A 13,984-nucleotide genomic window follows, 5' to 3' on the forward strand; every position below is an offset into this window, starting at 1 on the left:
CCGTCCGGCGGCGCGAAGGGGGAGGCGATGGACTTCGCGGGCGTGCGTCGGCGGGTGGTCCGGATCGCCGCGAGGCTCCGGCGCTCCCGTCCGGGTTCCGCCCAGCGCGGCCTCGTCTCCGGCCTCGCGCATGCGGTGGGTGCACGGCCCCGACCCCCGTCCGGCACAGGGGAGTTATGCCGTGTGCTGTGTGCGGAGATGAGCGCGCGGCGCGGCGGGCGACCCGTCGAGCTGCGTTTCGAGCGCTTCCCCGACGAGATCGACGTCACCGGCCTGTGGGTGGAGTTCGCGGACTTCGACCTGGTCATCGTCGAGGAGCGGGCCGAGGCGATGCAGCAACTGGTCATCCTCGGCCATGAGTTGTGGCATCTGCACGCCGGGCACCGGCACCACCACGGCGTCGGCGCGGCAACCGTCCACGCACTCGCCGGGCGGGACGACATCGCCCTGACCGTCGCCGCCCGCAACGGCTCCCGCGAGGCCGACGAGGCCGAGGCCGACCGCTTCGGACACCGGCTCGCCGCGGCCTTCCGGCCCCTGCTGTCCGGGGGCGGGCCCTGCACCAGGCCCGGGCCGGTCCAGCGCTCCCTGGGCTACCGCGGAGGCGCGACACGATGACGCTCGACGCCCTCGGCCTGGCCGCCGAAACGGCCGGAGCCGACCTGTCCCGGCTGTTCAGCAGCCTGTACGTCTCCTTCTGGCTCCCGGCGGCGGTCCTGACCGTCGCGCTGGCGATCAAACTGCCCGGCATCCTCAGGATGTGGCGCGACCCCATGCTGCGCGCCGTCGGCGGCCTGCTGCTGTTCGCCTGCGCGGTGTTCGTCTTCGCGGCCCCGAAGACCATCGCCTGGACCAACCGGGTCACCGGGGTGCCGAACATCTCCGCGCCCTGGGTGTACTCCCTGCTCACGGCGCTCTGCGCGTCCTGGCTGCTGCTGATCATCGCCTGGCGCAACGGGCTCGCCGACCGCTCGGCCGCGACCCGCCGCGCGACCCGGTGGGTCGTCTCCGTCTACGCCGGTGTGGTGGCCGCCCTGTGGGTGCTGTTCACGCTCGCCGACGTCCCCGTGGAACGCCTGCGGGACCTGGACACCTACTACGCAAACACGCCGTTCATGCGCGAGGAGATCCTGCTCTACCTGACCGCGCACACCGTGGCCTGTTCGATCACCGCACGGCTGATCTGGAACTGGATCCGCACTGCCGGCCTCGACGCCTGGCTGCGCTGGGGGCTGAGGAGCCTGGGTGTCGGCTACGCGACGAACCTGCTCTTCGACGCCTCCAAGCTCACCGCCGTGGCCGCCCGCTGGACCGGCCACGACCTGGACTGGCTGAGCACGTACCTGGCGCCCTCGGCCGCCTGCGTGTCCGCCACCCTGGTCGCCGTCGGCTTCATCATTCCGCACGCGGGCCAGTACCTCGCCGAGCACCGGCGCATGCGCGTCAGCCACTGGCGACTGCGCCCCCTGTACCTGCTGATGCGCACCGTCACGGGCGACCGCGAGCCCTTCGCCCCGCGCGCCACCGGCGAACTGCGCCTGATCCGCCGCGAGACGTTCATCCGTGACGCGCTCCTGCAGCTCTCCCGGCACCTCGACGAGGACCTGCGCATCCGGTCATACGAGGCCGCCCTCGCCCTCGGCGCCGAGCACGGCCGGGCGGAGGCCCTCGCCGCCGCCGTGGCGATCCTGGACGCCGTCGAGAACCGCGAGCGGGCGCCGGAGAGCGACGGCACCGCCGCCTTGTCCGGCCCGGACATCACCGCCCTGCTCCAGCAGATCCAGGCCGTGTCCCGGGCTCTGAGCCACCCCGACGACATCGCGGCGGTACGCGCCCGGGCGACCGCCCCGGCAGAGAGTGTCCGCGCATGAGTGCACGCGCCACCCCCGTCGCCAAAGCCGCCGTCGTGCTGGGGGCGTCCCACACCGGCATGCTCACGGCGCGGGCCCTCGCCGAGTTCGCCGACCGTGTGGTGGTCGTCGACCGCGACGTGCTGCCCGACGGTCCCGAGCCCCGCCGGGGGCTGCCGCAGGCCCGGCACGCCCACATGCTGTGGTCGGGCGGCGTCCGTGCTGTGGAGGAACTGCTGCCGGGGATCACCGACGCCCTCCGGAGCGCCGGCGCCCACCGGCTCCCGGTCACGACGGACGTGGTCGCCCTGTCCGCACAGGGCTGGTTCCGCCGCTGGCCCGAGTCCCACCATGTGATCCTGGCCGGGCGCGATCTGCTGGACGCCACGATCCGCAGGGAGGTCCTCGCGGACCCGAGGATCGAACTGATCGGCGGGGCCGAGGTGTTGGGGCTCACGGGGACGGCGACGGACGTCACCGGCGTCCGCATCAGGGCGCGGGACAAGAGGGAGCGCACCGTCGCCGCCGCCCTCGTCGTCGACGCCACCGGACGCGGCTCCGGGGCACCCCGGTGGCTGGCCGCGCTCGGACTGCCGGCCGTGGAGCGGCGGGAGGTGGACTCCGGGCTGGTGTATGCCAGCCGGCTCTACCGCGCCCCGGACCAGGCCCGCGACGGCTTCCCGGTCGTGAGCGTGCAGCCCGACCCGCGCGCCGGAGTCCCGGGCCGTACGGGCTGGCTGGTCCCCATCGAGAACGGCCGCTGGATCGCCACCCTGTCCGGCACCCGCGGCGGCGAACCCTCCGCGGCGAACGACGACTTCCTCCGGTTCGCGCGCGAGGGGCTGCGGCACCCGCTGATCGGCGACCTGCTCGCCCACGCCGAACCGCTCTCCGACGTGTCGGTCACCCGCGCCACCGTCAACCGCCGTTACTTCTACGAGCGGTTGCCGGTATGGCCCGGCAACTTCGCCGTCGTCGGCGACGCGCTCGCCGCGTTCAACCCGATCTACGGCCAGGGCCTGGCGGCCGCCGCCCAGAGCGTACGCATCCTGCGGGACGTGATACGGCGCCAGGGCTGGGGCGCGCCGGGACTGTCACCCCGGGTCCAGAAGGCGGTGGCCCGCCCGGTCGGCGCCGCGTGGGACCTGGCCATCGGCCAGGACGTGTTCTACCCGGGGGCCACGGAGAACGGCCCCACGCTCAGGGACCGGCTCGTGGCCGCGTACGTCGACCGGCTGATGCGGACGGCCACCGGCAACGGCCGCGTCGCCCGCCGGGTCACGGACGTGACGTCCCTGGAGCGGGGCGCGGAGGTGCTGCTCACCCCCGCCGTACTCCTGGCGGCGGCGATCGGCCCGCTGAGGCCGCCGCTGACCGGGCCGCCGCTGACGGCCAAGGAGCGGAAGGCGGTCGGCATCCCGTGAACGCGGCGGTTTCCGGAGAGGACGGGGCGGTGCGTCGGCGACGATGGTCCGCATGCCCCCCTCCGGAAAACGCCCCACCACTCCCTTCACACCGCGCGACTTCCAGCTCGTCCTGCTCCGCCGCATGGCCGACCACCACCCGGAGCTGGTCGAGGACGCCCGCCGCGAACTGGGCGCGTCCGCCGCGGACATGCGCGAGGCCAACAGGCGCTGGCAGGCCATGCTCCGTTCCCCGCGGTCGCGCCCGGCGGCCTCCCTGTACCGCTCGGTCCTGGGCCCGCCGGAGTCCGAGGGCAAGCGCACGATCGGCGACCTGGAGTGCGCGGTCTGGCAGTGGCCCGTCCCCCTCTGGCCCGACCTGCGCTTCGAGGTGCTCGTCGCCCCCGACGGCGTGGTCTGGAACGAGTGGCTGGTCCGCGCGCCGGAAGCCGCCGCGCCGGCCCTGAGGACCGTCGAGGACCTCACCCCCTGGTCCTGCACGGTCGACGAGGCGGCCCGCGCCTTCGCCCCGGCCCGCCCCCTGGAGGGCACGGCCCCCACGCGCTTCGGCCTGACCTTCAGGGCCCCCGACGCGCAGGGCGTACGGCGCGAGGTCGTCGCCGAGTTCACGTGGGGGCTGCTGCAGCGGACGGCGGTCGGCGAGCCGGTCAGGCAGTAGCGGCGGCGGCCTTCAGGATCGCCGCGGCCACCGAGTCCACCGACCCGGGATGCAGGAACAGGAAGAGAGTCGGTTCGATCAGCTCCAGCTCCATCACCCGGGGCTCCCCGTCGTCCCCGTCGACGAGGTCCACGCGCGCGTACAGCAGCTCGAGCGCCTCCGGTACGGCGGCCAGAGCGCGCTCGGCGACGGCGACTTCGGCCGGGGTCGGGGTCCACGACTCCAGGTCGGGGTGGGGCACCTTGTCGGCGTCGTAGGCGGTACCGGGCGCGAGGACGGCCCGCTTGCGGCTGGCGTGCAGCAGACGGCCGCCGAAGAACTGCAGGGCCCGCTCGCCGCTGACGTCGATGCCGGCGACGTACGGCTGCACCATCGCGGTCAGCCCCTCGTCATGCATCCGCGCCAGCTGCCCTACGGCCGTCTCGCGCTCGTCGGGCGTGTAGCGGGCGGCGAACCGGGCGCCCGCGCCGAAGGTCGGCTTGACCACGAACTCGTGGTCGTCCGGCAGGTCGCGGACACTCACCTCACCGGCGTCTCCGGGTGCGAGGTAGCGGGTCGGCACGACGGGCACCCCGGCCGCCGCGAGGTCCCCGAGATAGCGCTTGTCGGTGTTCCAGCGCACGACGGCGGCCGGATTGGCGAGGCGCGTCACCCTCTCGACCCGCTCCACCCACGCCACGAACTCCTCGGCCCGCCAGGCGTAGTCCCAGGTCGACCGTATGACGACGAGGTCGAACCCGGCCCAGTCCACCTCCGGGTCGTCCCAGTGCGCGGCGACGGCCTCGGCCCCGGCGTCGCTCAACGCCCGCAGCAGCACCGGCAGATCGCCGTCCCGGCCGGGCTCGGCTCCGGGGTCGTAGGTGGCAAGGGCTATGCGAGGCACGGCGGACTCCCTCGTCGTACGGATGCCGGCGCGGATCGCCGGGGATGATCCGCTCGCAGGCTAACCACCTTCCCCGCAACCGTTGCAACGGGTTTGACCTTCCCCTTCGGTGAAGCCCCAGCATCGGTGGGGAGACGACGAGGACGCGTGCGGGAGCGGTCGTACGGGGGTGGCCGGCATATGGAGATGCTGACGATCGGGGTCTTCGCGAAGGCCTGCCGGCTCTCGCCCAAGGCGCTGCGGCTGTACGACGAGCTGGACCTGCTGCGGCCCGCGCGGGTCGATCCGGTCACCGGGTACCGGTACTACGCCGTCGGGCAGCTCGAACAGGCCCGGCTCGTGGCGTGGCTGCGGCGGCTGGGGATGCCGCTGGCCGAGATCCGGACGGTGTGCGCGCTGGAACCGGCCGAGGCCGCCCGCGAGATCCGGGCGTACTGGGCGCGGGTCGAGGCGGAGACGGCCGTACGGCGGGACCTCACCGCGTTCCTCGTCGACCACCTGACCGCAGAGTCGAGGAAGGACACCACCATGCTGGAACTGCGCTACTCCGCCCACTCGGACACCGGCCGCGTACGGCCCGCCAACCAGGACACGGCGTACGCGGGCGCGCGGCTGCTCGCCGTCGCCGACGGATACGGGCCCGCCGGGGCGCCCGCGAGCAGCGCCGCCGTGGAGGCGCTGAAGTCCCTGGAGAGCGCGGAGCTGCCCGCGGGCAGTGTCCTCAATCTGCTGGAGGACGCGGTGCAGGGCGCGAGCCGGGCCGTCGAGGACGTCGCCGGCGGCAGCGGGGAGGTCGGCACGACGCTGACGGCCCTGCTGTGGACGGGGTCCCGGCTGGCCCTGGTCCACATCGGGGACTCGCGCGCGTACCTGCTCCGCGACGGCGGCCTGTTCCGGATCACCCACGACCACACCGTGGTCCAGTCGATGATCGACGAGGGCCGTCTGACCCCGGAGGAGGCCGCCGCCCATCCGCAGCGCGCCCTGCTGCTCAAGTCCCTCGGCGGCGAGGCGCCCGCCGCCCCGGACCTGAAGCTGCAGGAGGCCCGGCCCGGCGACCGCTATCTGCTGTGCTCCGACGGCCTGTCCGGGGTCGTACCGGACGAGCGGATCGAACGGCTGCTGTCCGCCGCCCCGGCGCCGGACGACGCGGTGCGCACGCTGGTCGACGAGGCGAACGGGGCCGGCGGTCCGGACAACGTGAGCTGTGTGGTCGCCGATGTGGTGGAGGCGCAGGCGTGAGGGTAGGAAGGGTGCTGTCGTCTCCGACAAGCTAAGGAGTACAGCGCGTGTCCTCTCTCTTTCCGGCCCTGCGGGGCGGCTCGGGCGAGCGAGTCGCCCTGCGGTTCGGCGACCGGTCGTTGACGTACGCGGAGCTGGGCGCCGCCTCGGGTGCCGTGGCCGACCGGGTCCGGGATGCCGGGAGGGTCGCCGTCTGGGCCACCCCGGAGCTGGAGACCGCCGTCGCGGTCGTGGGTGCGTTGCTCGCCGGGGTGGCCGTGGTGCCGCTGAACCCGAAGTCGGGAGAGAAGGAGCTCGCGCACATCCTCTCCGACAGCACTCCGTCGCTGGTCCTGACCGCGCCCGGCACCCGGCTTCCCGCCGCGCTCGGTGATGTGACGGGGGTCCCCCTTGCTCGAGCGGAGTCGAGAGCTTGGGGGAGGGCCGACGTCGACGTGCACGGCACCGGCACCCTCCCCGAGGACCGTGCGGCCGAGACCGACCCCGCCCTGATCGTCTACACCTCCGGCACCACCGGTCCGCCCAAGGGCGCCGTGCTCCCCCGCCGGGCGGTCGCCGCGACCCTGGACGCGCTGGCCGACGCCTGGCAGTGGACCGGGGACGACGTGCTGGTGCACGGGCTGCCGCTGTTCCATGTGCACGGGCTGGTGCTGGGCGTGCTCGGGCCGCTGCGGCGCGGGGGGTCGGTGCGGCATCTGGGGCGCTTCGACACCGAGGGCGTCGCCCGGGAGCTGAACGGCGGGGCGACCATGCTGTTCGGGGTGCCGACGATGTACCACCGCATCGCCGAGGCGCTGCCCGGCGACCCGGGCCTGGCCAAGGCGCTCGGCCGGGCGCGGCTGCTCGTCTCCGGCTCGGCGGCGCTGCCCGTGCACGACCACGAGCGGATCACGGCCGCGACCGGGCAGCGGGTGATCGAGCGGTACGGCATGACGGAGACGCTGATGAACACCAGCGTGCGGGCCGACGGGGAGCCGCGCCCGGGGACGGTCGGCGTGCCGCTGCCGGGCGTGGAGCTGCGGCTGGTGGAGGAGGACGGGACGGTCCTGACGGCGTACGACGGGGAGAGCGTCGGCGAGATCCAGGTGCGCGGTCCGAACCTGTTCACCGAGTACCTGGGCCGGCCCGACGCCACCGCCGCCGCCTTCACCGCCGACGGCAGGTTCCGCACCGGCGACATGGCGGTGCGCGAGGCCGACGGCTATGTCCGCATCGTCGGCCGCAAGGCCACCGACCTGATCAAGAGCGGGGGTTACAAGATCGGCGCCGGTGAGATCGAGAACGCGCTCCTGGAGCATCCGGGCGTGCGCGAGGCGGCCGTCACCGGAGAGCCGGACGCGGACCTGGGCGAGCGGATCGTGGCCTGGATCGTGCCGGCCGATCCCCACGAGCCGCCGTCCGACGCCGAGTTGGCGGATCATGTCGCCCGTCGCCTGGCTCCGCACAAGCGTCCGCGCGTCGTGCGTCACCTGGAGGCCCTCCCCCGCAACGACATGGGGAAGATCATGAAGCGGGCGCTGGGCGGTGCCTGAGCGGCTGTCGGCGCGCGAGATAGTCACCCTGCTCTGCGACGCCTCGACCTTCACCGAAATCCCGTACGGGGACAGGCCGTCCGAGCCCGACGGCCCGATCTCCTGGCCGGGCTACGACGCCTCGCGCGCCCGCGCCGCCGCGCGTACCGGCGAGGAGGAGTCGGTCGTCTGCGGCACCGCGAGCATCGGGGGCACCCGTGCCGTGCTGATCGTCTTCGAGTTCGGCTTCCTCGGCGGCTCGCTCGGCGAGCGCACCGGCGACCGGCTGGAGGCGGCGTACGCCCACGCGCGGGACCGCCGCCTCCCGGTGGTCACGCTGGCGGCTACGGGGGGCAGCCGGATGCAGGAGGGCATGGCCGCCCTGACCCAACTCCAGCGTCTGGCCCGCCAGTCGGCGCTCACCCGCGAGGCGGGCCTGCCGCAGATCGCGGTGCTCCGGGACCCGACGACGGGCGGCGCCTGGGCCACCCTCGGCGCCGGTGCCGACGTGGTCCTGGCACTGCCCGGCGCCCAGGTCGGCTTCGCCGGCTCGCGGGTCCGGCCGCCGGACGCCGACCCGGCCGCGTACACGGCCGAGGCCCAGGTGGCGGCGGGTTCGGCGGACGCGGTGGTGCGGCCGCAGGAGCTGCGGGAGACGCTGGCGACGTGGCTGCGGCTGCTGACCACCCCCGCGCGGGAAGCGCCTTTGCCGCCCGCCCTCGGGACGGCCGGCCTTCCCGCCACCGGCTGGGACGCCGTCCAGCGCGCCCGCGCACCGCAACGCCCGCGCGCCCGGACCTACTTGGATGCCTACTTCACGCGCCGCGTCGCGATCGGCGGCGACCGGTGCGGCGGGCGCGACTGCGAGGACATGCTGTGCGGCTTCGGGGAGCACGAGGGACGTACGGTGGCGTACGCGGCGCAGACCGGGACGGCGACCCGCCCGGCCGGCTACCGTACGGCGGCCCGTCTGGTCCGGCTCGCGGACCGGCTCGGCATCCCGGTGCTGACCCTGGTGGACACACCGGGCGCGGCCAACGATGCCGAGGCGGAGCGGCAGGGCGCGGGCCCCGCGATCGCCGAGCTCTTCACGGCGATCGCGACCGCGCGCACACCGGTCACCACGCTGGTGATCGGCGAGGGCGGCTCGGGCGGCGCGCTGGCGCTGGCCGCGCCCGGCAACACCTGGGCCACACCGGACAGTTACTTCTCGGTGATAGCTCCGGAGGCGGCCGCGGCGATCCTGAAGCGCCCGCCGCAGGAGGTGGAGGCGACGGCCGGTCACCTCCGCGTCCGGCCGCAGGACCTGGTGGAGCTGGGGGTGATCCGCGGCATCGTGGACCACCCCGGGCCATCCCCTACCGCGTCGCCGCCCGCACCCCCGCTGCTCGGATGATCTCCTGCGTCACCGCGCCGCCCCGGTCGTCGCTCGCGGCGGCCCGCAGGGAGACGTGGGCGGCGTCGGGCGGCACGGTCAGCGTGCCGTGCCAGGTTGCGCCGCGGCCGGCGCTGAGCTCGACGGTGTGCCACGACGCGCCGTCGTCGTACGACACGTCGAGCCCGGCGCGGCCGAGGGTTCCGGTGCCGGACGCGCCCGCCACGTACGCGGCGCCGACGGACACCGGCACCCGGCCGCCGCCCGGCACGTCGCCCGCGAGGTCGGTGCCGAGATCGAAGGAGAGGTTGATGAGAGGGAGGAAGCTCCACTCCCCCTCGGGGGTGGCCGCCGACCTGAAGGTCCACTCGGCACGGCCCCGGGTGGCCAGTCCCCAGCGGTCGGCGGCCAGCGCGGTGTCGGTGACGACCTTGTAGGTGTGCTCGTCGGCGGGTGCGTTCGACACGTACGCCCCGGAGCCCGTCTGCCGGTCGACCAGCGTGCCGTCCAGGTACACCGACGTGTCCTGGGTCATGCCGCTGTCCTCGCTCCACACGTCGCCGAAGCCGGTGTGGTCGGGTCCGGAGTCGCCCCAGCCGGGCGTGTTGAACCGCATCCGATCCCCGGAGCGCTGCTGTCCCCAGTCGAGCCCGGTGCCCAGCCACGGGTGCCACACCGGCCCGAACCAGTTCAGCGTCGCACGGGAGCCGCCCCGGTAGGACACCGGTCCGCCGCGCTCTTCGAGGCTGCCGCCGCCCATGGTCACCGACTCGTGCCAGAGCTGCCCCGGGCCGGTGGAGACGTAGTCCGTCCGCTCGGCCGGGAGGTCGACGCGTTCGGGGAAGCCGAGCCCGATCGGGAAGGCGTCGGTGATCGAGTAGCGGAACTCGTCCCCGGCGGCCGGCCTGACCGCGTGGAACCTCACGTCCAGGGCGGCGAGTTGGTCACGGGACGGCGCGTAGGTCAGGTCGCGGTCCGGGACCGCACCCCGGTGGCCCTGCGAAAGGTCGTACACGTACGGCGAGTTGTGCGTGCCGGTCATCACCACGTGCCCGGCCGCCCGCAGCCGCACCGCGTCGGCGGCATTCACCGTGGCGATCTGCAGCGGCCGGTCGGCGTTGTCGTCCGTGCCCCACCAGGCCGTGAGCCGTCCGGGCGCGTCGTCGGTCACGAACAGCGCCTTGGCGCCCGCGTCCTGCGCGGCCTGGGCGAGCGCGGCCGGGTCGGCGCCGTCGGCGAGCCGGGCCAGGACGGCCTTGCCCCGCGCGTCCCCGGTGACGAGGCTGTCCCCGACGTCGACGAGCGGCAGTTCGGCGTGCCCCTCGATCAGCGTGCCGCCCGCCTGGACGATCGCCTCGCCGATCCCCTGGACCTCCAACTGCGGCTTGGCGAGCCGCCACACGGTCCGGTACTCGAAGCCGCCGTGCGTCACGGTGCCGGTGGGAGCGGCGAAGACGCTGTCGTACGTCAGGGGCACCTGGACCGCGCCGGACAGGTCGGCGCCGTTCGCCTGCCGGTCGTACTCCATGACCAGTTGGCGCGTCTCGGTGCGGTGGTCCGTCCTCGTCGTCAACTCCCGCAGCGTGCGCCCGTCGAGGGTGACGTCGCGGTCCCGGTCGAGGGTGATGTCGGGCGCCGCGAGGAAGCCGAGGCCGAGCGAGTCGGCGCCGTGGCTGCCGCGCACGTCGAGGAAGGAGGCGAGGCTGTAGGTGCCGGGCGGCAGGCGCAGCGCCAAGGTGCCCGAGGCGTCGACGTGCTCCGGGAGGGCCTCGGTGCCCTCGGCGAGCCGCCGCACGGTGAGGTCGGCCGCGGTGGGCGCGCCGTCCCGGTCCCTGACATGGACGGTGAGCGTGTACCGCTCCTCTTCCTTGACCAGCCCGAACGCGGTGTGCGCGACCGGGGTGCCGCTCGCGTCGGTGGCCACGATACGTCCGCTGGTCTCACCGACCGGGGCCCGGGAGCCGTCGCCGGTCACGGTCGTGGACGCGGCGGCGTGCGCCGGGACGGTGAGGGCGGTGTCGGCGAGGGTGGCGACGCCGTCCGCGGCGCCCTGCACGGAGAGGCGCAACGGGACTGCCGCGTCGGAGGAGTTGGTGTAGGTGACCGTTCTGGTGACCCGCTTGTCACTGGTGCACGGCCAGCCGCAGAAGCCGAGGTCGGCGCTTCCGGTGGCGGTGACGTCCGCCCCGACCGCGTCCGGCACGCTCACCCGCCCCGCCCCCAACTGGTAGGTGGAGGCGTCGAGTTGCTTCGAGGTCGACATCAGCGCGTCCTTGAGCCGCGCTCCGCTCCAGTCGGGATGCTCCTCGGCGAGCAGCGCGGCCGCGCCGGTGACGTGCGGCACCGCCATCGACGTACCGCTCAGGGAGGTGTAGTAGCCGCTGCCGTCGGTGAGCTGGGAACGGGCGGCGAGAATGTCCACGCCCGGGGCCGCGATGTCGGGCTTGAGGGCGTTGTCGCCGTACCGCGGCCCGGCGCTGGTGAAGGAGGCCGCCTGGTCGCCGGAGTCGACCGCACCGACGGTCAGGGCGGCGTCGGCCGCGCCGGGCGAGCCGATGGAGGACGGGGCACCGGTGTTTCCGGCGGCGACGACGAACAGGGCGCCGGTCTCCCGGGAGAGGGTGTTCAGGGCCTCGGCCATGGGGTCGGTGCCGTCGCTGGGCTCGGTCGTGCCGAGGCTCATCGAGACGATCCGGGCGTGCACGTCGCGCGCCGCCCACTCCATGCCCGCGATGATCTGGGACTCGCTGCCCGACGCCTGGTCGCCGAGCACCTTGCCGACCGCGAGCGCGGCCCCGGGCGCGACGCCCCGCTCCCTGCCGTCGGAGGCGGCGCCGCTGCCGCCGACGGTGGAGGTGACGTGGGTGCCGTGGCCGTTGCGGTCGGCGACGTCCGCGGGGTCCTGGCCGCCGTCGGTGAAGTTCCTGGTGGTGGCGACCCGGTCCGCGAGGTCGGGGTGGCTCAGGTCGGCGCCGGTGTCCAGCACGGCGACGGTGACGCCCGTGCCGGTCAGTCCCGCGTCCCAGGCCGCCCGGGTCCCGATCTGCGCGTTGCTGTCGGCCATGTCGGCGCGCACGCGCCCGTCCAGCCAGACCTTGTCGATCCCGCCCTGCCGCGTGAACGCCCGCCAGAAGGTGCGCCCCCTGCGCGCCTCGACGGCGGCCCCGCGCAGGCTCGCGAGGCTCCGGGTCCGCTCGGCTCCGGGCGGGGCGACGGGCCGTATCCCCTGGTCGTACGTCACGATCAGCGGCAGCCCGTCGGTCTTCCGGTCGGTGAACCCCTGCCGTATCAGCCCGCTCACGTCGAACAGCCGCCGGTCCAGGGTGCCCGCCCGCAGATACGGCAGCGCCTCGTCCGGTACGACGGTGATCTCCCCGTCACTCGTCTGCGTCCGCACCGCCCCGCCGGCCCCGGGCGGCCGCCGCACGGCGACCGTCTTCTTCCCGTGCCCGAGGTCGGTGACGGTGACCTTGTCGCCGGTGACGAGGGTGACGGTGGTGGAGGCGGTCGGCGGGCCCGCGGGTGCGGCCTCCTTCACGGCTGCCTGCGCCACCGCAGCCGTCGGCAGCAGCGCGATCACGAGCCCGGCCGCCACAAGAATCGCCCCACGGCCGACTGGTCCTCTGGTCATCCACGCCTCTCTCTGTTCATGGAGCGCGTCGAGTGCCGAGTGCTGCGAAGAGTGTCGCCGGGGCCGAATCACCCGGATGTCGAGAGGCGTTGGCGGGTTGGCGCCCTGGCATGTTCCCGCCAACGGGCGGCTCGGGTGCGCACCCCGCCGCACCCCCCGCCCGGCCCCCTCCAGCAGGCGCCCGCTCCCGTGCACCCAGAGGATGCAAAAGAGGCGGCCAACCGGTCGGCCGTCACAGTCTGCGCACTCGGGAGGATCTGCCGTGACCGTCAGTCTGGACCAGTTGCGCCGCTGCCACTTCGCCGTCGACCTGGGGGCGGCGCGCACCCGTGTGTATGTGAAGGGCTCGGGACTCGTGGTCGACCAGCCCTCCGTCGCCGCCGTCAACACCCGCACCGGAGCACTCATCGCGGTGGGCGAGTTCGCGGAGCGGATGACGGGACGGACGCCCGGTTACATCCGCGTCGTACGGCCGGTCTCGGGCGGGACCGTCGTCGACATCGAGATGGCCCAGCGCATGCTGCGCCATCTGCTCGGCGACAAGATGCGCCGCACCCTGCGCCGCAAGGCCCGGCTGCGCGCCGCCGCCTGCACCCCGCACGACGCCGATCCGCTGGCCCAGCGGGCGACGATCGAGACGCTCGTCGGCCTCGGTGCCCGGCGCGTCGAACTCGTCGACACCCTCATCGCCGCCGCCGTGGGCTGCGGCCTCCCGGTCGAGCGGCCCGAGGGCTTCATGATCACCGTGTGCGGTGCCGCCGCCACGCAGGTCGCCGTGCTCTCCCTGGGGTCGATCGTCACCGCCGAGCGAATCCCGGTGGGCGGCGAGGCCGTGGACCGCGCGATCGTGCAGCACCTGCGGCACGAGCACGAGCTGATACTGCCCAGCCAGTCCGTACGGCCGCTCCAGCTCGCCCTCTCCGGCAACGGCCTCACCGCGCACGGGCCGACGTCCACGGAGATCCACGGGCGGGACGTGGCCACCGGCCTCGCTCGCAGCGTGCAGGTCGACACCGCCGCCATACGCGACGCCATCCAGACCCCGCTGACGGCCATCCTCGACGGGATCGGCAAGGTGCTGCGGGACTGCCCGCCCGACCTGGTCGCCGACCTCGCCGACCGCGGGATCGTGATGGTCGGCGGCTCCGCCCTGCTCCCGGGGCTGGACGAGATGCTGCGGCAGGCCACGGGCATGCCGGTCACCATCGCCGAGCGACCCGACATCTGCGCCGCCCAGGGCATCGGCGCCATGCTGGAGGGCCGGATCGAGCCCCTCGTACTGGACCCGCTGAGCACCTGAGCCGGGCCGAAACCGCAGCCGAGACCGCCACCGGCCCGTGTGAAAACACGTTCTGCGGGATTCCCGAGAGCGTGAAACGATGCCGAGGTGGGGCTCGATCGGCGCCGGGG

General features: G+C 74.3%; 10 protein-coding genes. 8 read left to right on the top strand and 2 right to left on the bottom strand.

The genetic code is table 11. The annotated features are described in order from the left end of the window. The first annotated feature begins 27 nt into the window (after nt 1–27). Genes ABZ910_RS27080 through ABZ910_RS27095 form a run of 4 tightly spaced genes read left to right on the top strand, consistent with a single transcriptional unit; the run spans nt 28 to nt 3,932 of the window. On the top strand, nt 28–618 hold the full coding sequence (locus ABZ910_RS27080) for a toxin-antitoxin system, toxin component family protein (protein WP_361369685.1): 591 nt from the start codon (nt 28–30) through the stop codon (nt 616–618). Beyond that, nucleotides 615–1,871, top strand: coding sequence for an MAB_1171c family putative transporter (locus ABZ910_RS27085; protein ID WP_361369687.1), 1,257 nt, complete (start codon nt 615–617; stop codon nt 1,869–1,871). The genes ABZ910_RS27080 and ABZ910_RS27085 overlap by 4 nt, the downstream gene beginning before the upstream one ends. Further along, a complete protein-coding gene (locus ABZ910_RS27090) occupies nt 1,868–3,274 on the top strand; it encodes a pyridine nucleotide-disulfide oxidoreductase (protein WP_361369689.1) in 1,407 nt (468 codons plus the stop codon). The genes ABZ910_RS27085 and ABZ910_RS27090 overlap by 4 nt, the downstream gene beginning before the upstream one ends. 43 nt (nt 3,275–3,317) lie before the next feature. Continuing rightward, complete coding sequence (locus tag ABZ910_RS27095) at nt 3,318–3,932, top strand: hypothetical protein (RefSeq protein WP_361369691.1); 615 nt, start codon at nt 3,318–3,320, stop codon at nt 3,930–3,932. Here ABZ910_RS27095 and ABZ910_RS27100 read toward each other — a convergent pair. Then, nucleotides 3,922–4,815, bottom strand: a complete 894-nt coding sequence (locus ABZ910_RS27100) for a hypothetical protein (protein WP_361369693.1) — start codon at nt 4,813–4,815, stop codon at nt 3,922–3,924. The two genes, ABZ910_RS27095 and ABZ910_RS27100, sit on opposite strands and share 11 nt — an antisense overlap. A 180-nt stretch (nt 4,816–4,995) precedes the next feature. Here ABZ910_RS27100 and ABZ910_RS27105 point away from each other — a divergent pair, with 180 nt between their 5' ends. Genes ABZ910_RS27105 through ABZ910_RS27115 form a run of 3 tightly spaced genes read left to right on the top strand, consistent with a single transcriptional unit; the run spans nt 4,996 to nt 8,964 of the window. Next, on the top strand, nt 4,996–6,057 hold the full coding sequence (locus tag ABZ910_RS27105; RefSeq protein ID WP_361369695.1) for a MerR family transcriptional regulator: 1,062 nt from the start codon (nt 4,996–4,998) through the stop codon (nt 6,055–6,057). Nucleotides 6,058–6,104: 47 nt separating this feature from the next. Next, nucleotides 6,105–7,589: an acyl-CoA synthetase gene (locus tag ABZ910_RS27110; protein WP_361369697.1), complete on the top strand. Its 1,485-nt coding sequence runs from the start codon at nt 6,105–6,107 to the stop codon at nt 7,587–7,589. After that, nucleotides 7,582–8,964 (top strand): carboxyl transferase domain-containing protein, encoded by a 1,383-nt coding sequence (locus ABZ910_RS27115; RefSeq protein WP_361369698.1) that lies wholly within the window; start codon nt 7,582–7,584, stop codon nt 8,962–8,964. The genes ABZ910_RS27110 and ABZ910_RS27115 overlap by 8 nt, the downstream gene beginning before the upstream one ends. Here the strand turns inward: ABZ910_RS27115 and ABZ910_RS27120 are convergent. After that, nucleotides 8,927–12,574 (bottom strand): S8 family serine peptidase, encoded by a 3,648-nt coding sequence (locus ABZ910_RS27120; RefSeq protein ID WP_361369699.1) that lies wholly within the window; start codon nt 12,572–12,574, stop codon nt 8,927–8,929. The genes ABZ910_RS27115 and ABZ910_RS27120 overlap by 38 nt on opposite strands. Before the next feature lie 262 nt (nt 12,575–12,836). Between ABZ910_RS27120 and ABZ910_RS27125 the strand changes: the two genes are divergently transcribed. Then, complete coding sequence (locus tag ABZ910_RS27125; protein ID WP_361369701.1) at nt 12,837–13,874, top strand: rod shape-determining protein; 1,038 nt, start codon at nt 12,837–12,839, stop codon at nt 13,872–13,874. Nucleotides 13,875–13,984 lie beyond the last annotated feature (110 nt).

The sequence above is a fragment of the Streptomyces sp. NPDC046805 genome (assembly GCF_040645355.1).
Classification (GTDB): Bacteria; Actinomycetota; Actinomycetes; order Streptomycetales; family Streptomycetaceae; genus Streptomyces.

Bases quoted from the DNA above. Each gene is read 5' to 3' on its own strand.
- ABZ910_RS27080 (WP_361369685.1), top strand. From the start codon at position 28: ATGGACTTCGCGGGCGTGCGTCGGCGGGTGGTCCGGATCGCCGCGAGG.
- ABZ910_RS27085 (WP_361369687.1), top strand. From the start codon at position 615: ATGACGCTCGACGCCCTCGGCCTGGCCGCCGAAACGGCCGGAGCCGAC.
- ABZ910_RS27090 (WP_361369689.1), top strand. From the start codon at position 1,868: ATGAGTGCACGCGCCACCCCCGTCGCCAAAGCCGCCGTCGTGCTGGGG.
- ABZ910_RS27095 (WP_361369691.1), top strand. From the start codon at position 3,318: ATGGTCCGCATGCCCCCCTCCGGAAAACGCCCCACCACTCCCTTCACA.
- ABZ910_RS27105 (WP_361369695.1), top strand. From the start codon at position 4,996: ATGGAGATGCTGACGATCGGGGTCTTCGCGAAGGCCTGCCGGCTCTCG.
- ABZ910_RS27120 (WP_361369699.1), bottom strand. From the start codon at position 12,574: ATGACCAGAGGACCAGTCGGCCGTGGGGCGATTCTTGTGGCGGCCGGG.